The sequence below is a fragment of the Nocardioides lacusdianchii genome (assembly GCF_020102855.1).
In the GTDB taxonomy this organism is placed as follows: Bacteria; Actinomycetota; Actinomycetes; order Propionibacteriales; family Nocardioidaceae; genus Nocardioides; species Nocardioides lacusdianchii.
In genome coordinates this window covers 382,487-402,968 of record NZ_JADHZD010000002.1, presented here as the reverse complement: position 1 = coordinate 402,968, position 20,482 = coordinate 382,487, and the positions used below count along the sequence as shown (strand labels likewise).

At 71.3% G+C, this 20,482-nt stretch carries 16 protein-coding genes and 1 pseudogene; 5 read left to right on the top strand and 12 right to left on the bottom strand.

What is annotated here, in order from left to right:
- Positions 1 to 183: 183 nt before the first annotated feature.
- Positions 184 to 483, top strand: a pseudogene (locus IRX98_RS04565) (integrase core domain-containing protein); the annotation flags it as partial.
- 866 nt (positions 484 to 1,349) lie between these two features.
- On the opposite strand, the gene IRX98_RS04560 reads toward IRX98_RS04565, so the two are convergent.
- Both IRX98_RS04560 and glnA read right to left on the bottom strand, forming a co-directional pair.
- Positions 1,350 to 1,985: an RNA polymerase sigma factor gene (locus tag IRX98_RS04560; RefSeq protein ID WP_224274227.1), complete on the bottom strand. Its 636-nt coding sequence runs from the start codon at positions 1,983 to 1,985 to the stop codon at positions 1,350 to 1,352.
- A 452-nt stretch (positions 1,986 to 2,437) separates the two neighbouring features.
- Positions 2,438 to 3,859 carry a type I glutamate--ammonia ligase gene (glnA, locus tag IRX98_RS04555; RefSeq protein ID WP_224274226.1) on the bottom strand — a complete coding sequence of 474 codons (1,422 nt, stop codon included), beginning with the start codon at positions 3,857 to 3,859 and terminating at the stop codon, positions 2,438 to 2,440.
- A gap of 242 nt (positions 3,860 to 4,101) precedes the next feature.
- Here glnA and IRX98_RS04550 point away from each other — a divergent pair, with 242 nt between their 5' ends.
- Complete coding sequence (locus tag IRX98_RS04550) at positions 4,102 to 4,869, top strand: hypothetical protein (protein ID WP_224274223.1); 768 nt, start codon at positions 4,102 to 4,104, stop codon at positions 4,867 to 4,869.
- A 32-nt stretch (positions 4,870 to 4,901) separates the two neighbouring features.
- Positions 4,902 to 5,294 carry an RDD family protein gene (locus IRX98_RS04545; RefSeq protein ID WP_224274221.1) on the top strand — a complete coding sequence of 131 codons (393 nt, stop codon included), beginning with the start codon at positions 4,902 to 4,904 and terminating at the stop codon, positions 5,292 to 5,294.
- A 9-nt stretch (positions 5,295 to 5,303) separates the two neighbouring features.
- On the opposite strand, the gene IRX98_RS04540 is transcribed toward IRX98_RS04545, so the two are convergent.
- The 5 genes from IRX98_RS04540 to lipB all read right to left on the bottom strand — a co-directional run bounded on the left by IRX98_RS04540 (position 5,304) and on the right by lipB (position 9,816).
- The gene (locus IRX98_RS04540; RefSeq protein ID WP_224274218.1) at positions 5,304 to 6,011 is read right to left on the bottom strand and encodes a DUF4191 domain-containing protein; all 708 of its coding nucleotides are present in this window, start codon (positions 6,009 to 6,011) and stop codon (positions 5,304 to 5,306) included.
- A 53-nt stretch (positions 6,012 to 6,064) separates the two neighbouring features.
- Positions 6,065 to 7,006, bottom strand: coding sequence for a lipoyl synthase (lipA, locus tag IRX98_RS04535; RefSeq protein ID WP_372456007.1), 942 nt, complete (start codon positions 7,004 to 7,006; stop codon positions 6,065 to 6,067).
- Between the two features lie 57 nt (positions 7,007 to 7,063).
- A complete protein-coding gene (locus IRX98_RS04530) occupies positions 7,064 to 8,044 on the bottom strand; it encodes a hypothetical protein (RefSeq protein WP_224274214.1) in 981 nt (326 codons plus the stop codon).
- Positions 8,041 to 8,997, bottom strand: coding sequence for an ABC transporter ATP-binding protein (locus IRX98_RS04525; RefSeq protein WP_224274212.1), 957 nt, complete (start codon positions 8,995 to 8,997; stop codon positions 8,041 to 8,043). The genes IRX98_RS04530 and IRX98_RS04525 overlap by 4 nt, the downstream gene beginning before the upstream one ends.
- Positions 8,998 to 9,087: 90 nt before the next feature.
- The gene (gene lipB, locus IRX98_RS04520) at positions 9,088 to 9,816 is read right to left on the bottom strand and encodes a lipoyl(octanoyl) transferase LipB (RefSeq protein ID WP_224274211.1); all 729 of its coding nucleotides are present in this window, start codon (positions 9,814 to 9,816) and stop codon (positions 9,088 to 9,090) included.
- A gap of 84 nt (positions 9,817 to 9,900) precedes the next feature.
- Between lipB and IRX98_RS04515 the strand changes: the two genes are divergently transcribed.
- On the top strand, positions 9,901 to 10,491 hold the full coding sequence (locus IRX98_RS04515) for a hypothetical protein (RefSeq protein WP_224274210.1): 591 nt from the start codon (positions 9,901 to 9,903) through the stop codon (positions 10,489 to 10,491).
- Here the strand turns inward: IRX98_RS04515 and IRX98_RS04510 are convergent.
- The 4 genes from IRX98_RS04510 to lpdA form a co-directional block, all read right to left on the bottom strand.
- Positions 10,437 to 11,327 (bottom strand): TIGR01777 family oxidoreductase, encoded by an 891-nt coding sequence (locus IRX98_RS04510; RefSeq protein WP_224274209.1) that lies wholly within the window; start codon positions 11,325 to 11,327, stop codon positions 10,437 to 10,439. The two genes, IRX98_RS04515 and IRX98_RS04510, sit on opposite strands and share 55 nt — an antisense overlap.
- Positions 11,328 to 11,358: 31 nt before the next feature.
- Positions 11,359 to 14,868, bottom strand: a complete 3,510-nt coding sequence (locus IRX98_RS04505) for an ATP-binding cassette domain-containing protein (RefSeq protein WP_224274208.1) — start codon at positions 14,866 to 14,868, stop codon at positions 11,359 to 11,361.
- 215 nt (positions 14,869 to 15,083) lie between these two features.
- The gene (gene sucB, locus IRX98_RS04500; RefSeq protein ID WP_224274207.1) at positions 15,084 to 16,967 is read right to left on the bottom strand and encodes a 2-oxoglutarate dehydrogenase, E2 component, dihydrolipoamide succinyltransferase; all 1,884 of its coding nucleotides are present in this window, start codon (positions 16,965 to 16,967) and stop codon (positions 15,084 to 15,086) included.
- Between the two features lie 57 nt (positions 16,968 to 17,024).
- Positions 17,025 to 18,452, bottom strand: coding sequence for a dihydrolipoyl dehydrogenase (lpdA, locus tag IRX98_RS04495; protein ID WP_443683576.1), 1,428 nt, complete (start codon positions 18,450 to 18,452; stop codon positions 17,025 to 17,027).
- Between the two features lie 97 nt (positions 18,453 to 18,549).
- Between lpdA and IRX98_RS04490 the strand changes: the two genes are divergently transcribed.
- Positions 18,550 to 18,921 (top strand): hypothetical protein, encoded by a 372-nt coding sequence (locus IRX98_RS04490; RefSeq protein WP_224274204.1) that lies wholly within the window; start codon positions 18,550 to 18,552, stop codon positions 18,919 to 18,921.
- 18 nt (positions 18,922 to 18,939) lie between these two features.
- On the opposite strand, the gene IRX98_RS04485 is transcribed toward IRX98_RS04490, so the two are convergent.
- Positions 18,940 to 20,445, bottom strand: coding sequence for a leucyl aminopeptidase (locus tag IRX98_RS04485; protein ID WP_224274201.1), 1,506 nt, complete (start codon positions 20,443 to 20,445; stop codon positions 18,940 to 18,942).
- Positions 20,446 to 20,482: the final 37 nt, after the last annotated feature.

Here is a 20,482-nt window from a genome sequence, read left to right as displayed (position 1 = left end):
GCCCGCTGCCGAGTCAACATCGTCGCCACCAACGACCCCGAGATCGGAGCTGATGATCTGCCAGCCCTGACCGCCTGACCCATCACGAAGGAGAACGCAGCGCTACACCACTACCGGGGACTTGACCCGAGCATCTACTGTTGCTCCAACAAGCCGGTGTTGCATCGACTGGTTGAACCTGGTCAATATGTCAGTTTCGCCTTCACCCAGCGGCTGGTCGACGAAGGCGTCGACCCGTCGGTCGGGTCGGTGGGCGATGCGTATGACAACGCACTCGCCGAATCGCAGATAGGGCTCTACAAGGCCGAGCTCATTCGCCCCGAGGGTCCGTGGCGCGGCGTCGAACACGTCGAGCTGGAGGCCCTGAACTGGGTCGACTTCTTCAACAACGAGCGCTCTCACGAGGCGCTGGACGACCTCACCCCGATCGCAGCCGAGGAACTTCACTACGCTGCAAGAAACAGGCTCCAGCCGGCCGGCTGAGCCATCAAACCCAGCCTCCGGACTCGCCGGGGCGGTTCAGATGTCACCTATCCGTGCAGCAGTCCCTTACTCCAACTGTGACGTGAAGCTGTTCGAGAACATCTCCCTCAACGCTTCTCCCGGCGCCACCTATGGACCCTATGCCAGCAGCAACGATGTTGGTGCAATGAATGACAAGGCGAGTTCGCCGCGCTTCTACTGAGCCCGGGGCTGCGAGCCAGACCGACCCGGAACGTCCCTCGTCTGCGCCTGGCCGGGAGGTGGCTTCGCGAAAGATGCCGCCTCCCGGACGGGGCCGTGACGAGATGTCGAGGTTCAGTCCAGCACCAAGAGGCCGGGCAACCCGAGCTGGTTGCAGGTCGCGGAGTCGCCTGGAAAGACTGCTGCCTGCCCATTGGGCAGAACGCAGGGAACCAGCTCGGGGATGGGGTACTCGCCTGTTGGTGAGGGCTCGGGCGTGGGATCGCCTCGGTCCTGCCAAAGAGCGCCAGCACGCCACTCTGCCGCGCACATCTCGACCAAGTTGGACACGACATCGGGTGTCCATCCATCGCTACTGCGGGTCGCGTTGGCTGCCGTGGAGCCAGGGAAGTCGTTGTCGAAGTTCCGGCTGACCTCCCAATAGCAGCGGCCGGAAGTAGTGACAGTTGCGGGCTTGAAATACTCGATGATCGTCGTGGCGGCTGCGGCGCCACCTCCAATGGTCAGGACAGCCGCTCCAGCAACGACAGCCGTGCGTCGGGACCAACGCTGGTGCCCAGATGAGGAAGCACTGGATTCCAGTGCCATTGCGAGGCGAAGACGGGCGATGTCGGCGCGCTTGCGCTCGGGAGGTAGGGGCGGGAGCCGCCCGGGGATGTCGTGTGTCATGGTGCTTCTCCTGGTCCGAGGTTGGTGGCCGGCTTCCGTGTCGTGGCCGGGGGGCCGGGTGGAGTCGCATGAGCGGGGAGCTCGGCTTGAAGGGCGTCGCGGAGCCGCATGCGAGCCCGAGACAGCCGCGACTTCACAGTGCCGACTGGCACGTTGAGGGCCATGGAGATCTGCTCGTAGGTCAGCTCAGAGGACAAACTCAGGGCGATGACGTCGCGCTCGTTCTCGGGCAGTCGATCCACCGCGACCAGCACACGGGCAGCCTCGTCCTTTGCATCGACCCTTGCCGCCACGTCGCCCTCAACATCGTCGGTGAGCACGCCGAGCGGGAGACGTTGCAACAGGCTGCGGTGGCGTCGCTTGGCCCTAGTCGTGTTGCGAACAACGTTGTGCGCAATGCCGAACACCCATGCAAGACCCGCGGACTCGGCGCGCAGCGTCGCGCGCAGCCGCCAAGCCTCAAGAAACACCAGCGAGGTGCAGTCTTGCGCCGTTTCCCACTCGCCGGTGCGTCTCAAACAGAACCCGAACACGGGATCAGACAGCTCGGCGTAGAGCGTCTCGAAGGCAATCGCGTCGCCAGCACGCACGCCGGACCACAGTTCGCACCCGTCGATCTGTCGCTCGGTCACATCAGTTAGTGTCCGCGCCTCGGCAAGGGTTCCAGAAACCGGCCGCAGATCTTGAAGCGATCAGGCAGTCAAGCAGGCGCTCATGCTCGCATCGGTAGCGGGGCCCACCTCTAATCTTGAGCTGGACGAATCTGGCCTCCACGGCGCCACTGGTCCACCCCATAGGAATGCCGCAACTGAAGGGGCCTTGGGATAACTCCCTGGTGCCAAGTCAGACCGTCACACCGGGGCCAGTTGCGGTTGACAAACTCACACCCGTGATGGGCGGTTCTCGGGCCTAGCGATCGGAAGGCCCAGTCCCGCTCGATCGATCGTTTCCGACCAGGCCTGGGGCCGCGCTGGGGCCGCAGAGCAACGAAAAGCGGCGGCTGCCGTTGGAAGACGTCGAAAGACGTTTCCGCAGGTCAGCCGCCGTTTTCGGCAACTACTGACAGAGGGTGAATACCGTCAAATCAGATGTCGTAGTACAGCTCGAACTCGTGCGGGTGCGGCCGCAGCTGGACCGGAGCGATCTCCTGGGTCCGCTTGAAGTGGATCCACGTCTCGATCAGGTCGTCGGTGAAGACACCGCCGGCCGTCAGGTAGTCGTGGTCCTCCTCGAGCGCGTCGAGCACGGCACCGAGGCTGGTCGGCACCTGGTCGATCTCGGCCATCTCGTCCGGCGGCAGCTCGTAGATGTCCTTGTCGATCGGAGCCGCGGGCTCGATCTTGTTCTGGACGCCGTCGAGGCCGGCGAGCATCAGTGCTGCGAAGGCGAGGTAGGGGTTCGCCGACGGGTCGGGGAAGCGGGTCTCGACGCGCTTGGCCTTCGGGTTCGCGCCGGTGATCGGGATGCGGACCGAGGCGGAGCGGTTGCGCGAGGAGTAGACCAGCGAGATCGGCGCCTCGTAGCCGGGGACCAGACGGTGGTAGGAGTTCACCGTCGGGTTGGTGAAGGCCAGCAGCGACGGGGCGTGCTTGAGGATGCCGCCGATGTACCAGCGGGCCATGTCGGAGAGGCCGGCGTAGCCGGTCTCGTCGAAGAACAGCGGCTCGCCGTCCTTCCACAGCGACTGGTGGACGTGCATGCCCGAGCCGTTGTCGCCGAAGATGGGCTTCGGCATGAAGGTGACCGACTTGCCCTGCTCCCAGGCGGTGTTCTTGATGAGGTACTTGAACTTCATCACGTCGTCCGCGGCCTTGAGCAGCGTGTCGAAGCGGTAGTTGATCTCCGCCTGGCCGGCCGTGCCGACCTCGTGGTGGGCGCGCTCGACGAGCAGGCCGCTGGCCTCGAGGTTCTTGACCATGTCGGCGCGCAGGTCGCTGTAGTGGTCGTAGGGCTCGACGGGGAAGTAGCCGCCCTTGAGCCGCGTCTTGTAGCCCTTGTTCTGGCCGTCGTCCTTGCCGGAGTTCCACCAGCCCTCGACGGAGTCGATGTGGTAGTAGCCCTCGTTGACGCCGGTGGAGTAGCGGACGTTGTCGAAGATGTAGAACTCGGCCTCGGGGGCGAAGTAGGCGGTGTCCGCGATGCCGGTCGAGTCGAGGTAGGCCAGCGCCTTGCGCGCGATGTTGCGCGGGTCGCGGCTGTAGGCCTCACCCGTGATCGGGTCGTGGATGAAGAAGTTGACGTTGAGGGTCTTGGACTTGCGGAACGGGTCGATGTACGCCGTCGTCGGGTCCGGGAAGAGCGACATGTCGGACTCGTTGATGGCCTGGAAGCCACGGATCGAGGAGCCGTCGAAGCCGAGGCCGTCGTCGAAGACGCTCTGGTCGAAGGACGAGGCCGGCACGGTGAAGTGCTGCATGATGCCCGGCAGGTCACAGAAACGGACGTCGATCATCTCGACGCCCTCGTCCTTGATGAACTTGAGCAGCTCATCGGAGTTGTTGAACATTCGGTTCCTCCTCGACGGCGGCCAGCGCACGTCCAAGTTGCAGCGTCACGGAACGGGGCCTCGTTGCACCGTGGGCGTGACGCTAGGCGAGAGCAGTTTCTAGACCGTATCCCGTTTGTTTCGCCCGTGTTACATGTGCCCGGAGGATGGCCCGCGGGGTGCGGGTCCGGCGTCGCGTCGCGCCGCCGGACTTCACCCCTGGGGTTACTCGTGCGAAACGTGGCGCGGGGCTACGGTCAGGCATGACTCGGGGAACAGCACGCAAGCGGTGGGGCATCGGCATCTCGACGGTGGTCCTGAGCGGCTGCGGCGCCGCTGGGGGAGACAGCGGCGAGCCGGCCAGCGCGTCGTACGGACTCACGACGCTCGTGCCCGCGGTGGCCGAGGCGGTGGCCGCCGAGGACTACGTGCACCTCGGCATCGGTGACCACCGCGGGCGCGGCGAGGTGCAGGTCGACCTGTCGTGGGAGGACGGCACCCACGAGTTCCGCGCGATCACCGGCGACGAGCCCGGGGAGTTCCTGGAGTTCCGCCGGGTCGGCGGGCGGGTGTACGTCGGCGGCGAGGCGACCGGGGAGCAGTGGACCTACATGCGCGACGACGACCCGCGTGCGCTCGGCGAGGAGCCGGGCTTCGACGCCGGTGCGTCGCCCGTCCTGCTGTCCCTCGACGTGCCCGGCGACTACGAGGCGCTCGTCGACGCCGTCGACGAGGTCGACGACGCGGGGGAGGAGGAGGTGGGCGGCGTGGCCACGACCCACTACGTCCTCACCGTGGACTCCGCCGCCTGGCTCGACGCCCTGCCCGAGCACTCGCTGCACCGCGAGGTCGAGGTCGCCGACGAGCTGCAGCTCGACCTCTGGATCGACGAGGAGTCTCGGCCCGTGCGGCTGGAGTACGCGGGGACGGGCAACACCGACCAGGTCCGTGTCGACTACACCAACTGGGGCGGATCGCTGGCCGTGGTGGAGCCCGAGGGCGCCGAGCCCGTCGGCTCCGAGGCGTCGTAGGGGCGCCACCGGCCCGCGCCTACGCTGGGCCCGTGCCGCAGACCAGCCCGACGAACGCCTCCTCCGACCTCGCCCCCGCGTCCTTCGGACGCCGGGTCCTCGCGCTCTTCGTCGACTGGGTGACCTGCCTCGCCGTCGTGGAGGGCCTGGTCGCGGCCGGAGTGCTCGGCGGCAACCCCAACGGCCTCGGCACGCTCGGCCTCTTCGTCGTCGAGTCAGCGCTCTTCACCGCGGTGGCCGGCGGCTCCTTCGGCAAGCTCGCCACGCGGCTGCGGGTCGTGCGCGACGTACCCGGTCAGCCGGTGTCCCTGGCACGCGCGCTCGTGCGGAGCGCGCTGGTGGCGCTCCTGCTCCCGCCGCTCCTCACCGCCGGTGGCCGCGGGCTGCACGACGTCGCCGCAGGCACGCGGACCGTCGCGATCTGACGAGCAGCGTCAGCGGCCGCGCTGCTGCGAGCGCATGCCCTTCATCGACGTGGGGACCGGACCCTTGGGCAGCGGCAGCTTGCCGCGCTGGGCGTCGAGCGCCTTGAGGCGCTGGAGGATGTCGGTGATCTCGGCGGGCTTCACGTTGCGGCCGAGCTTCTGCACGTGGCGCACGAGCTTGGGGATCGGCACCTCGCCCTCGCCGCGACCGGCGACGATCTCGTGGATCGGCACTCCGTAGGCGACGCGCTCGTGCTTGCGGCGCTCGTTGACCATCAGTTGCTTCACGCGGGCCTGGCTGGTGCCCTCGCCGACCAGGACGATGCCGGGCGGGCCGACCACGCGGTGCACGACGTCCTGCTGCTTGGTGAAGCCGACGACCGGGTCGACCTTCCAGCCGCGGCGCAGCATCTGCAGCGCACCGGCGGCCGCGGCGGGCTGGCCCTCCATCTGCTTGTACGCCGCCTTCTGGGCGCGGCGGCCGAAGACGAGCAGCGCGGCGAGCATGCCGGTCATGAGCGCGACCACGATGGAGAGGACCAGCGAGATCCAGCCGTCGCCGGGCAGCAGCCACATGAGGCCGAAGCCGATCGCCGCGCCCAGCACGAAGACACCCAGGATGATGAGGCCGATGCGCGGGTCGGTCCGCTTGGTCATCGTGTAGGTCTGCATGATCTGCCCACGGCGCGAGGTGGGCGTGGAGGCGGGGGTCGACATAGGTGGCCTTGTCCAGCTGGAGGTGAGGTGGGTGGGGCGGGTGGTGGAGCGGGTCAGACGGTGGCGGCGGAGCGCGCGTCCATGGCCTGACCGTACAGCCGCCCGGCGCGGTAGGACGAGCGGACCAGCGGTCCCGAGAGGGCGCCGGCGAAGCCGATCTCGTCGGCCTCGGCCTTGAGCTCGACGAACTCCTCGGGCTTGACCCAGCGCTCGACGGGGTGGTGGCGCGGGGAGGGGCGGAGGTACTGGGTGATCGTGATCAGCTCGCAGCCGGCGTCGTGCAGGTCGCGCAGCGCCTGGCTGACCTCCTCGCGGGTCTCGCCCATGCCGAGGATCAGGTTGGACTTGGTCACCAGGCCGAAGGCGCGGGCCTGGGTGATCACGTCGAGGGAGCGGTCGTAGCGGAAGGCCGGACGGATCCGCTTGAAGATGCGCGGCACGGTCTCGACGTTGTGGGCCAGCACCTCGGGACGCGACTCGAAGACCTCCTGGAGGAGGTCGGGCTTGCCGTTGAAGTCCGGGATGAGGTTCTCGACACCGGTGCCGGGGTTGAGCTCATGGATCGCGCGCACCGTCTCGGCGTAGAGCCAGGCGCCGCCGTCGGGAAGGTCGTCGCGGGCAACGCCGGTGATGGTGGCGTACTTGAGCTCCATGCGCTGCACGGACTCGGCCACGCGGCGCGGCTCGTCGCGGTCCAGCGGCTGGGGCTTGCCGGTGTCGATCTGGCAGAAGTCGCAGCGGCGGGTGCACTGGTCGCCGCCGATGAGGAAGGTGGCCTCGCGGTCCTCCCAGCACTCGAAGATGTTGGGGCACCCGGCGGACTGGCAGACGGTGTGGAGGCCCTCGGACTTCACGAGGTTCTGCAGCGCTGTGTACTCGGGGCCCATCTTGACCTTGGTCTTGATCCACTCCGGCTTGCGTTCGATCGGGGTCTCCGCGTTGCGGATCTCCAGTCGGAGGAGCTTGCGTCCTTCAGGTGCGGGAGCGGCAGTCACACGACTCACTCTACGACGGTGGGGAGGGGCTCCCAACTCACGGTCGGGGGAGTCCGCTCAGGGCACGTCGCGCCGGTGCGTCGCCCACACCGACAGCGCCACCGCGACCACCACGACCACCGCCAGCATCGTCCCGCCGTCGACGGCGGACAGCGTCGACTCGCAGCCTCCGCTGACCGACCCGTCGGGGGCCTGGACGCAGGCGGACGGGTCGTAGTAGGAGAAGCCACCGAGCACGAAGGCGAGGAAGTTGGTCGGCAGCAGCCAGCGCGCAGCGTTGTCACCGAGGATCGCCACGACGATCAACGACCCCGCGATCGCGACGCCGAACATCAGCGACAGCGTGGCGACCGTGCTGCGGAACAGCATCGTGAGCGCATAGCCCAGCAGCCCGCCGACCCCGATCGCGAGCACCCCGCGGGCCTGCGTGGCCCAGATGTCGTCCCACGTCCCGGGAGAGGCCGTGATGTCGCGGCTCGACGCGAGCAGGGCCGCACCGCCCCAGAAGAGCGCCAGCACGACCGCGCCGACCACGAGACCGGTCAGCAGCACAGCGGCACCCTTCGCCGCCCACAACCGCAGGCGCCGCGGCACGAACAGCAGCTGGTTGCTCATCGACCCGGTGTTCCAGTCGTGGCCCGCGTACGTCGTGCCCATGAGCATCAGCAGCCCGGTCAGGATGGTGATGGCCGCGGCGCCGACGTCGGTGCGGAGCGACGCGAGCTCCAGCTCGTTGCGGTAGAGGTAGTACTCGGCGCGGGGCGTGATCGCCTCCGCGCACTCGGTGGCGACGCCGTCCGGCCCGAGGTACATCTCCGGGTCGGACTCGCAGGCGGCGATGTCCTGGGCGACCCAGGGCTGGGCGGCGTCCTGGGCGGCCATCTGCTCGGCCTGCGCGATGTCCGCGTCGCTGAGCGGACGCGTCTCCCAGGCGTAGCCGGCCAGCAGGACCAGGGGCAGGACGACGCAGGCCACCAGGAGCACCACCACGGCGCGCCGCCAGCGCAGGCGGGCGAGCTCGACACGCAGGAGCCTCATCGCGCCACCTCCGACGTCGTCGCGACGCCCATCCGGTCGTCGGCGGTGAGCTCGAGGAAGATCGTCTCCAGGTCGGCGCGCACCGGGGTCAGCTCGGACAGGAACAGGCCGGCCTCGGCCAGGAGGCGGGTGATCCGCGCGCCGGGCTCGTCGGTCCCGACGTCCAGCGAGCCCGTGTCGATGCGTACGTCCATGCCGGCGGCCTCGAGCACGGCAGCGGCCGCGGTCGGGTCCCCGACGCGGACCCGGTAGGACGTACGGCCCAGCAGGTCCTCGACCTTGCCGGACGTCAGCATCCGGCCGTTGCCGATGATGGTCGCGCTGGTGCACACCTGCTGCACCTCGGCCAGGATGTGCGAGCTCAGCAGGACGGTGACGCCGGCCTCGCCGAGGTCGCGGATGAGCTCGCGGATCTCCCGGATCCCGGCAGGGTCGAGCCCGTTGGTCGGCTCGTCGAGGATCAACAGGTCGGGCGACTTGAGCAGCGTCGCCGCGATCGCGAGCCGCTGCTTCATGCCGAGCGAGTAGGACTTGAAGCGGTCCTCGGCGCGGTTGCCGAGCCCGACCCTGTCCAGGGCCTCGTCGACCGCCGTGTCCGCCACACCGACCGACCGGGCGAGCAGCAGCAGGTTCTGCCGCGCGGAGAAGGTGGGGGAGAACTTCGGCGACTCCACCACGGCGCCGACACGGCCGATGACGTCGTCGAGATGGTCGGGCACGGGGGTGCCGAAGAGCGCCATGGTGCCGGCCGTGGGCCGGGCCAGGCCGAGCAGCATCCGGATCGTCGTCGTCTTCCCGGACCCGTTGGGCCCGAGGAAGCCGTGCACACCGCCGCGCGGCACCGCCAGGTCGAGGTCGTCGACCGCCACCCGCGTGCCCGACCGGCCGCTGAACTCCTTGCGCAAGCCCCTGGTCTCGATCACCAGGTCGGTGCTGCTGGTCGTGCTCGACAACGTCGTCCCCCCTCGGGCGTCGACGTGACGCCCTCCCCGTGGGGGTGACTCTGGCAGGCGGGGGTCGGGGTGCGCGAGACGGCGCGCCGGTCAGCGCCCGGGTGTGACCAGCTGGATGCGCGGACCGCGGCCAGGCTCGGGTCGCGGCTCGTAGTCGGGGGTCGCGACGTAGGGCTCCCAGAGGAGGTACGCCGACAGGTGCTCGCGCACGCCCGGCAGCACGTCGGTGACCGTGACGTCACGCCCCAGCTCCTGGGTCAGCGAGGTGACGCCAGCGTCGGCGATGCCGCACGGGACGAACCGGTCGTACCACCCGAGGTCGACGTCGCAGTTGATCGCGAAGCCGTGCATGGTCACGCCGCGACTGACGCGGATCCCGATGGCGGCGATCTTGCGCTCCGGACCGCGGGCGTCGGCGCGCAGCCACACGCCGCTGCGACCCGGCACCCGGGCGGTGGCCACCCCGAGGTCGCGGCAGACCGCGATCAGGGCCTCCTCGACACGGCGTACGTAGTCGACGACCTTGACGTGGTCGGGCAGGCGCACGATGGGGTAGCCGACGAGCTGGCCGGGACCGTGGAAGGTGATCTTGCCGCCGCGGTCGACGTCGATGACGTCCGCGCCACCCGGGTCGAGCGGGCGCTCGTGGGGGTCGGTGCGCTTGCCGGCGGTGAAGACGGGCGGGTGCTCGAGCAGCAGCACCGAGTCGGGGCGCTCGCCGGCGACCACGGCCTCGTGCACGCGACGCTGCGCGTCCCAGGCGGCGAGGTAGTCGACGGCGTCCTCGCCGAGACCGGCGATCTCGAAGTCCAACGGCATGGTCCGAGCCTACGCCCGGGCTGCCGGCCGGGTGCCTGTGGATGACGGGAGCGCCGCCGGGCGCAGATCGGCGAGGGTGGTCGGGTGGACCCGCGACGACTGCTCCCCGTGCTGACCGCCCTGGCGTGCGCCTGTGTCGTGGCGACCCTGGTGGTCACGGTGGCGAGGCCGGGGGAGCCAACCACCAGGACGCCCGGTCCGGCTGCGGCACGGCCCGCCGAGGCACGACTCTCCAAGACGCTGCCGTCGGGCGATGGCAGCGCGTCCGAGGTCCTCGCCGACTGGGACGCGCGCCGCTCGGCGGCGTGGGCGGCCGGCGACGTCGATGCGCTGGCCGGGCTCTACGCGGCGGGTTCGCGCACGGGGGCGGCGGACGTACGCCTGCTCGGCCACTACCGCGACCGCGGCCTCACCGTGCGGGGGCTCACGACCCAGCTCCTCGCGGTCTCGGTCGTGCAGCGCGGACCCCGCCGTCTGGTGCTGGACGTCACCGACCGGGTGGTGGCGGGCCGGGCGGTCGGCGGGACGCGGCCGGTCGCACTGCCCACGGACCGGGCGTCGACCCGCCGGGTCGTGCTCGTACGTCCGGGACGGACGTGGCTGGTCGCGGAGGCCCGCGATCAGGCGAGCGCGGCGGCGAGCACCTCGCGGACGTCCTCGTCCTCGAAGTCGTAGCCGGCGCGCTCCAGGGCCGCGGGGCGGGCGTTGATCGAGCCGAGGAGCTCGGAGGCCAGGTAGCCCGCACCGACCTTCATGACCGGCCCCGGCACCGCGAGGAAGGCCTTGCGCTTCACCGCGGACGCCAGGGCGTGGGTGAACTCGGAGTTGGTGGGTGTGTGCGGGCAGCAGAGGTTGAAGGCGCCCGAGACGTCGCGGGACTCGATCAGGTAGCTCACCGCGCCGACCCAGTCGCGGAGCGAGATCATCGGCATGTGCTGCTCGCCGGACCCGAGCCGGGCTCCGCCGCCCAGCTGGAAGAGCAGCCGCAGCTGCTTGAGCGGCGGGGAGGTGCGGTCCATCACGGGGGCGGTGCGGAGCACGCACACCCGGGCGCCGGCCTCCTGCGCCGGGCGGGTCGCCTCCTCCCAGGCCCGGGCGACCCGGGTGAGGAAGGCGTCGCCGGTGGTCTCGGAGTCCTCGGTGACGAGCCGGTCGCCGTGGTCGCCGTACCAGCTGATGCCGTTGCCGGCGAGGAAGGCGGGCGGGCGCTCGGCTGCAGCGATCGCCTCTGCGAGGACGCGCGTGGTCGAGACGCGCGAGTCCATCACTTCCTGGGCGTACTTCTTGGAGTGCGGGTTGGCCGCGATCGTGGCGCCGGCCAGGTTGACCACGGCGTCGCTGCGGGCGACCGCGGCGGCGTCGATGTCGCCGGTGCTCGGGTCCCAGCGCGACTCGTGGGCCGAGGTCGGCTCGCGCCTCACGAGCGCGGTCACCTCGTGCCCGTGCACCCGCAGGTGCGTGGACAGGTGGGTGCCGAGGAATCCTGAGGCACCGGCGATGAGGACGCGCATGACTCCACCCAACCAGCGGGGGCCAAAGCGCTCACCCGGCCAGGTGTCCCCAGCGTCCGGACAGCTCGCGCCACGGCCCGTGGTCGACGACCCGCCCCGCGTCGAGGACCACCACACGGTCGGCCTGCGTCAGCGCGGCGGCCTTGCTGGTGGCGCCGATCACGGCGGCTCCGCGAGCCCGCAGCGCCTGCCACAGCTCGACCTCGGTGGCCGCGTCGAGCGCCGACGACACGTCGTCGGCGAGCAGCACGTCGGCCTCGGCGGCCAGTGCGCGGGCCAGCGCCAGGCGCTGGACCTGCCCACCGGAGAGGCGTACGCCGCGGTGCCCGACGAGGGAGTCCGGCCCGCCCGCCTCCGCCACGTCGCGGCCCATCCGGGCGGCCTCGAGCGAGGGAAGCACGGCGCGCTCGGCGTGGTCGAGGGCGACGTTGCCGGTGAAGGTGCCGGAGAGCACCCGCGGCACCTGGGCGACGTGGGCCACGCGCCCGGGTCGCAGCGCGGTCTGCGGGTCGGCGACGACCTGGTCGTTCCAGCGGATCTCGCCGGTGCTGGTGACCAGGCCGGCCAGCGCGCTGAGCAGGCTGGACTTGCCCGAGCCGACCTGGCCGAGCAGCAGCACCAGCTCCCCGGCGTGGACGTCGAGGTCGACGCCCTGCACCCCGAGCGTGCCGTCGTCGTGGACCGCGTCTAGACCGCGGACGCTGAGCGTGCGCAGCGGGTCGCGGTGGGCCGGCGCGGGGTCCGGGCCGGTGCCGCGGACGAGGTCGACGCCCGGCGGGAGGTCCATCAGGTCGCCGCCGCCGGCGAGCTCGCTGGTGGCGTTCATCCAGGCGCGGGTGCCGGGCGCCTCGGTGACGACCGAGCCGGCGACGCGGCCGAACCAGTCGAAGCCGCTGACCGCGTTGGCGACCAGGAGCGCGGTGGCGAGCTCCCAGCGGCCGGTGAGCAGGCCGCCCCAGGCGGCGACGACGCCGAGCTGGACCATCACGACGGGCACGCCGTCGAGCAGCGCCTGGACGCGGTGCTCGCGCACGGCGGCGTCGACGCGACCACCGTCGACGTCGCGCAGGTGCTGGTGGACCTGCGGGGTGGCGGCGGCCAGCTTGACGGTGCGCACCGACTCCAGCGCCGACACGAGCGACTGCCCGAAGCGGGCGCGAGCCGTGGACGCGGCGGCGGCCGAGCGACCGGCCACCCGACGGCCCAGGGTGGAGGCCAGGGCCGAGACCACCATGACCGTCAGCAGCACCGCGCCCGCGACCCACGTCTGGGCGATCAGCGCGGTCATCGCGGCGACCACGAGTCCGTTGACGAAGTCGACCCAGCGGTCGGTGTAGCGCGCGAGCCGGTCGGCGTCCATGGTGCGCGCGACGACCTCACCCGGGGGCGTGCGGAGCAGGCGACGTTGGGACGTCTGCCCGTGGAGCACCGCCGCCCTCACCCGGAGGCGCACCTCGACCCACCAGTGCGGGTAGGTGCGGAAGGCCTGGGACAGCAGGAAGGGGGCGACCACGAGGGAGGCGACGAGAGCGACCACCAGCAGGCCGGGGTCCTCTCCTGCCTGGAGGTCGGTGACGATGTGTCCCCAGATCCAGCCGGTCACGGCCCCGAACGCGCCGGTCAGCGAGGCGGCCAGGAAGAGGAAGGCGCCCAGCAGGCCCCACTGCGGCTGGATGCTGATGGTGTGGAGGACCTGGCGCGCCAGGCTCGGGGTGGGGGCGAGCTCGGGCGGGGGCGGGGGAGTCGTGCTGCGGCGCACCGACCCGATCGTGGAGGCGTCGTGGTGGTGCTCCTCGACCACGGACTCGTGGGCGGCGGCCTCGAGCAGGGTGCGGAAGGGGCCGTCCACGTGGGCCAGCCGCGCGCGCGGACCCTGCTGGACGACGTGGCCCGACTCCATGACCGCGACCTGCTCGGCCCGCTCGGTGGTGGAGAGGCGGTGGGCGACCAGGATGCCGGTGCGTCCCGAGATGAGACGGTCGGCGGCGCGCACGACGCGCGCCTCGGTGACGGGGTCCATCCGGGCCGTGGCCTCGTCGAGGACGACGACGCTCACGTCGCGCACCAGCAGGCGGGCGAAGGCGACGAGCTGCTCCTCGCCCGCGGACAGGCTCGTGCCGCCCGGGCCGAGGACCGTGTCGAGGCCGTCGGGGAGGCCGGCGACCCAGTCGGTCAGGCCGAGCTCGGCGACGGCTGCCGCGACGCGCGCGCGGGGCACGGCGTCGAAGAGGGTGATGTTGTCGGCGAGGGTGCCCGCCAGCACCTCGGTGCGCTGGGTGACCACCCCCACCGCCGAGCGCAGCTGCTGGAGGTCGAGGTCGCGGACGTCGACCCCGCCGAGGAACACCGAGCCGCGCGGCGGCTCGACCGCCCGCGAGAGCAGGGAGGCGAGGGTGGACTTGCCCGAGCCGGTGCGGCCCACCAGGGCGCAGGTGTGCCCGGCGGCCAGGAGCAGGTCGACGTCGCGCAGCGCGAAGGTGCCGGTGCCGTAGCTGAAGTCGAGGTGGCGGAACTCGACGTCGAGAGGACCGTCGGGCACCGGTCGACCACCCGTCGGCTCGGCGGGAGCGGCCATCATGCCGCGCAGGCGGAGCACCGCGCCGAAGCCCTCCTGGAGGTCGGGCAGGTGGCGCGCGAGCATGTCGACGCCGCCGACGAACATCGTGGTGACGAGGAAGAGCGTCACCAGCCGTGCGGTGGAGAGGTTGCCGCCCAGGACGAGGGCGACACTGACGACGCCGACCGCGGCGAGCGCCCCGTGCAGGAGACCGCCGCTGCGGCGGGTGATGCGGACCTCGACGGCCAGCACGGCGTCGAGGGTGCGGTGCACGACGGAGGCGAGGTGGGCGTTGCGGCGCAGCACGTGGGCCTGCCCCAGCGACGTGCGCAGGTCGTCGCGGGCCGCGACCCCCTCCTCGGTGGAGGCGGCGTGGTCGGTCCAGGCGGCCTCCTCGATGACCTTCTTCTCCGAGACCTGCGGCAGGAGCCGGCGGATGGACAGGAAGGTGACGACCGCGGTGACGGGGAAGAGGAAGACCGCCGGCCACCAGGTCAGCGACGCGACCACCCAGAGCGGGCCGGACGCCAGCAGGGTGCGCGCGGCCTGCCACACGCCCCAGCGCATCAGCTGGCCGACCTCCCAGGTGTCGTCGTCGATGCGGTCGAGCACCTCGCCGACGGCCTGCTCGGAGAGCTCGGACAGCGGCTGCGCCATCGCGGCGTCGAGGAGGTCGGAGCGCAGCTGGCCCTCGGCACGGTCGCAGATCGTGGCCCAGATGGTCTTGGCGACGGTGTCGATGACCGCGCCGCCCACCACGCACATGCCCAGGAGCAGCAGCAGGGTCTCGGTGGGGCCGTCGGCGAGGCGGCCGGCGACCATCGAGCCCAGCGCCGAGGCGATGGCGCCCACGAGGGACATCGAGAAGCAGAGATAGGTCAGCGGGCGGCGTACGCGACGCCAGTCGACGGGCCGGCGGTGCGCCGGGAGGCCCGACGAGGAGGCGGTCGCGTCGGTGGGCCGGGTGGTGTCGGTGAGGGTCACGATGCCTTCAGGCTAGGTGGTGGGACTGACAGTGCGCCTGTGGTTTTCCGAGCGGGGCAGGACGCGGCGACGCCCCGCCCGCACGTGGCGGACGGGGCGTCGTGGGTGTCTCGATACGACCGGCGCACCCCACTCGCGCGCTCGCGGGGTGCCGGTCACTCGACCTCCTCGCGCCACGCCGCCCGTCGCTGCGCTCCGGGCGGCTGCGCTCGGACTCAGACCTCGAACTGGCCCGACTCGAGGCGCTTCTTGACCTCCTGCAGGAACCGGCCCGCGTCGGCGCCGTCGACCAGGCGGTGGTCGTAGGTCAGCGACAGGTAGACCATGTGGCGCACCGCGATGGTCTCGCCGAGGTTGGCGTCGTCGATCACGACCGGCCGCTTCACCACGGCACCGGGGCCGAGGATCGCGACCTGCGGCTTGTTGATGATCGGGGTGTCGAAGAGCGCCCCGAAGCTGCCGAGGTTGGTGATCGTGAAGGTGCCGCCGGACAGCTCGTCGGGCGTGATCTTGTTGGTGCGCGTGCGCTCGGCCACGTCGGCGATCTTCTTGGCGATCCCGGCGATGGACAGGTCGCCCGCGTCCTTGACGACCGGCGTGAGCAGGCCCTTCTCGGTGTCCACGGCGAACGCGATGTTCTCGCGGTCGTAGTAGGTCACTTCGCCCTTGTCGGCGTCGATCGCCGCGTTGAGCTTGGGGTGCACCTTGAGCGCGTCGATCGCTGCCTTGGCGAAGAACGGCAGGTAGGTGAGCTTCACGCCCTCGCGGGCCAGGAAGTCGGCCTTCGACGCCTCGCGCAGGCGGGCGATCGAGGTCACGTCGACCTCCATCACCTGGGTGAGCTGGGCGGCCTCGGTGAGCGACTCCACCATGCGGGTCGCGATGACCTTGCGCAGGCGCGAGAGCGGCTCGGTGGTGCCGCGCAGCGGCGACGGGCTGGACGACGCGGGAGCCGACGCGGCGGGCGCGGCGGCAACGGGCGCGGCCGGAGCAGCAGCCGGAGCAGGCGCGGCGGCTTCCTTGGCAGCGGCGGCGGCGTCGAGCACGTCCTGCTTGCGGATGCGGCCACCGACGCCGGTGCCCTGCACCGAGCCGAGGTCCACACCGTGCTGATCGGCCATCTTGCGCACCAGCGGGGTGACGTACGCCGTCTGGTCGCGACCGCCGTCGGACTGCGCCGGCGCGGCGGGCGCAGCCTGCTTCGGCTCCTCCTTGGCGGCGGGCTCCTCGGCGGCGGGCTCCTCGGCGGGGGCGTCCTGCTTCTCGGACTCGGGGGTCTCGTCGCCGGGCGGCAGCTCGCCGGTCTCCTCGGCGACCTGCTCCTCCTGCTCGGCCTTCTTCTCCGCCTGCTCCTCGTCCTTCGGCTGCGCCTCGGGCTCGGCCTGCGGGGGCGCGTCGTCGCCGGAACCGATGATCGCGAGCTCGGCGCCGACCTCGACGGTCTCGTCCTCCTCGGCCTTGATCTCCAGCAGCGTGCCGGCGACCGGCGAGGGGATCTCGGTGTCGACCTTGTCGGTGGACACCTCGAGCAGCGGCTCGTCGACGGCGACCTCGTCGCCGACCTGCTTGAGCCAGCGGGTCACGGTGCCCTCGGTCACGGACTCGCCCAGCGCGGGGAGCGTGACGGAGGTGCCGGAGCCGCCACCGGAGCCACCCGAGCTGCCGGACGCCTTCTCGGCGGCGGGCTCGGACTCGGCGGGGGCGTCGTCCTTCTCGGACTCGGGGGTCTCGTCGCCGGCCGGCAGCTCGCCGGTCTCCTCGGCGACCTGCTCCTCCTGCTCGGCCTTCTTCTCCGCCTGCTCCTCGTCCTTCGGCTGCGCCTCGGGCTCGGCGGTGTCGGAGGCGTCGCCCGCGGACTCGCCCTCCTCGCCGATCACGCCCAGGACCGCGCCCACCTCGACGGTGTCGTCCTCGTTGGCGGTGATCTCGAGCAGGGTGCCCGCGACGGGGGAGGGGATCTCGGTGTCGACCTTGTCGGTGGACACCTCGAGCAGCGGCTCGTCGACGGCGACCGTGTCACCGACCTGCTTGAGCCAGCGGGTGACGGTGCCCTCGGTGACGGACTCGCCGAGGGCGGGGAGGGTGACTTCGGAGGCCATGGGTGTTCCTTCGCTCGCGTGTAGGTAGGTGTGGGGCCAGAGCTGAAAAGCTGGGGGTCAGGAGTGGGCGTGCAACGGCTTGCCGGCCAGAGCCAGGTGGGCCTCGCCGAGCGCCTCGTTCTGGGTGGGGTGCGCGTGCAGCAGCGGCGCGACGTCCTCGGCGTGTGCCTCCCAGTTGTAGATGAGCTGCGCCTCGCCGATGAGCTCGCCGACGCGATCGCCCACCATGTGGACGCCGAGGACCGGGCCGTCGGCGAGGCCGACGAGCTTGACGAAGCCCTGGGTCTGGAGGATCTGGCTCTTGCCGTTGCCGCCGAGGTCGTACGTCACCGTGGTGACCGCATCGCCGTGCAGCTCACGGGCCGCCGCCTCGTCGAGGCCGACGGAGGCGATCTCGGGGTGGGAGTAGGTGACGCGCGGGATGCCGGACTCGTCGATCGGGCGCGGGTCGAGCCCGGCGATCTCCTCGGCGACGAAGATGCCCTGCTGGAAGCCGCGGTGGGCGAGCTGGAGGCCGGGCACGATGTCGCCGACGGCGTAGACGCCCTCGACGTTGGTGCGGCACCGCTCGTCGGTGAGCACGAAGCCGCGGTCCATCTCGATGCCCTGCTCGGCGTAGCCCAGGCCGTCGGTCGACGGGCCGCGTCCGACGGCGACGAGGAGGATCTCGGCCTCGATCACGTCGCCGCCCTCGACGGTGACCGCGACCCCGGTGTCGGTGGTCTTCACGCTCTGGAAGGGCGTGCCGGTGAGGAAGGAGATCTTGCGCTTGCGGAAGGCGCGCTCGAGGGCCTTGGAGGAGGCCTCGTCCTCGGCCGCGACCAGGCGCGGGAGGGCCTCGATGATGGTGACGTCGGAGCCGAACGACTTCCACACGCTGGCGAACTCGCAGCCGATGACGCCGCCGCCGAGCACGATGGCCGAGGCGGGGACGCGGTCGAGGCGCAGCGCGTGCTCGGAGGTGAGCACCTTCTCGCCGTCGACCTCGAGGCCGGGCAGCGACTTGCTGTAGGAGCCCGACGCGAGGACCACGGCCCTGCCGGCGTACGCCGTGCCGTCGACGGTGACCTCACGGGGGCCGGTCAGCGTGCCGGTGCCCTCGATGACGGTGATGCCGCGCGACTTGATCAGGCCGGTGAGGCCCTTGAAGAGCCGGTCGACGACCTTGTCCTTGTAGGCGTTGACGCCGCCCATGTCGATGCCGTCGAGGGTGGCGGTGACGCCGAACTGCGCGGCCTCGCGGGCCGAGTCGGCGACCTCCGCGGCGTGGAGCAGGGCCTTCGTCGGGATGCATCCCACGTGGAGGCAGGTGCCCCCGAGGTTGCCCTTCTCGACCAGCCCGACCTTCAGCCCCAGCTGAGCCGCTCGCAGGGCACAGGCGTATCCGCCCGAACCTGCCCCGAGGACGAGGACGTCGAACTCACCGTCCGCCACAGATTCCCTCCACACTTCCGACTCGCACACCACGTGCATGGGCTCGCCCATCCTTGCACTCTTCGTGAGCCTGTCCACACCCGGTCGGTGCGGGTCGGCGTCGGCGATCCGCGGGCGCGGTGGGGACCGTCCGGGCAGAATGTGCGCCATGGGTTTGTTCGATCGATTCCGCCGCAAGGGGCGTACGGGTGGGCGTACGAGTGCTCCGGCGCGGGACGCCGCCCGCACCGGGTCCACCCGTGTGCGTGCCTCCGACGGCGAGGACGCGCGCCACCTCGAGAACTTCGTGACCACCCGTCAGGGGGTGGAGGGCTTCGTCGAGCCGCGCACCGCGGTCAGCGACGTCACCATCCTGCTGGTCGCCCACGACGGGGAGTGGACGCGTCGCCGCGTGCCCAGCGTGAAGTGGGCCCACGACTTCGCCAACCGCCACCAGGTGCCGTCGTACGACGCCGCGGTCGTGGGCGTGCCGCAGCGGATGCGCGACTACAACAAGCGCAAGAAGGCCGAAGGGATCTGAGCGGGACCCGAGCCGGGCTCAGCCCTCCGACAGCGACCGGGCGAGCTCGACCAGGGTCGTAACGCCGAAGCCGGTCGCGCCCGACGGCACGTGGCCGTAGGGGCCACCGAGGTTCATCTCCTTGCCGGCGATGTCGAGGTGCGCCCACCGCAGGCCGCCGGTGAACTCGCGCAGGAACGCCGAGGCGTAGAGGCCCCCGCCCCACCGCACCCAGTCGTGCTGGAGCAGGTCGGCGACCTTGGAGCTGGTGATCCGCTCCTTCATCTCCTCGGGGATCGGCATCGGCCAGTGCTGCTCGCCCGCGGACTCGCCGGCGGCGAGGACGGCGGGGACCTGGTCGTCGGTGCCCATGACCGCGCCGACCTTGTCGCCGAGCGCGAGCTGCATGTGGCCGGTGAGGGTGGCGATGTCGATGACGACGTCGGGCTCCTCGAGCACCGCCAGCGACAGCGCGTCGCCCAGCAGCATCCGGCCCTCGGCGTCGGTGTTGGCGATCTCGACGGTCGACCCGTTGTGCATCGTGATGACGTCGCCGGGGCGCGTGGAGGTCGCGGAGACCATGTTCTCGGCCATCGGGGCGAAGGTCGTGACCTTGACGGGCAGACCGAGGCGGGCGATCGCGAGCGTGGCGGCGACGACGCTGGCCGCGCCGGCCATGTCGCCCTTCATGTTGACCATGCTCGACGACGGCTTGATCGTGAGGCCGCCGGAGTCGAAGGTGACGCCCTTGCCGACGAGCGCGAGGTGCGCGACGGCGTCCTTGGGCGCCCAGGTCAGCTTGACCAGCCGCGAGGGCGACGCGGAGGAGTTGCCGACGCTGAGGATGCCGCCGCAGCCCATCTCCTCGAGCTGCTCGTGGTCGAAGACCTCCAGCTTCACCTTCGGCGCGCCGCGGCCCTTCGTGACGGCCTTGTGGGCGCTCGTGACGAGGTCGGCCAGCAGCGGGGGAGTGCAGTCCATCGGGGGCGTGTTGACCCAGTCGCGGGTCAGCGCGACGGCGTCGGCCAGGATCTCCGCCTTCTCGAGCGCGGCGACGGCCTCGGCGCGACGGGCGATCGAGGTGAGGACCACGACGTCGGTCGGCTCGGTGGTCTCGGCCTTCGCGGACTTGTAGGCGGTGAAGGTGTAGCCGCCGAGGCGGTGGCCCTCGACGACCGCGGCGACCAGCTCGGGGGTGTCGGCCGGCAGCGCCAGGGCGACCGACGCGGCGTTGGGCACGCTGCGCGCGGCGACGCCCGCGGCACGGCGTACGGCGACGGGGTCGGCTGCGTCGTCGCCGAGGCCGACGAAGACCAGGAGGGGCGCGTTGACCTCGTCGCGGGTCGGCGCCTTGACCGACTCGCCGGCCTTGCCCGTGACGCCCATCGTCGACAGGAACGCGCGCAGCCGCCGGCCGTAGGCCTGGGTGACGTCGTCGGCCGCGTCGCACAGCCGCGGGCCGCTCGAGGTGGCGACGACGCCGACCACGACGGCGTCGGCGCGGGTCTTGGCGGGGCTGGAGCTGCGCAGGGAGTACGAGGTCACCCGGGCATGCTAGGCGAGGTCTGGCTGTCCGCACGCT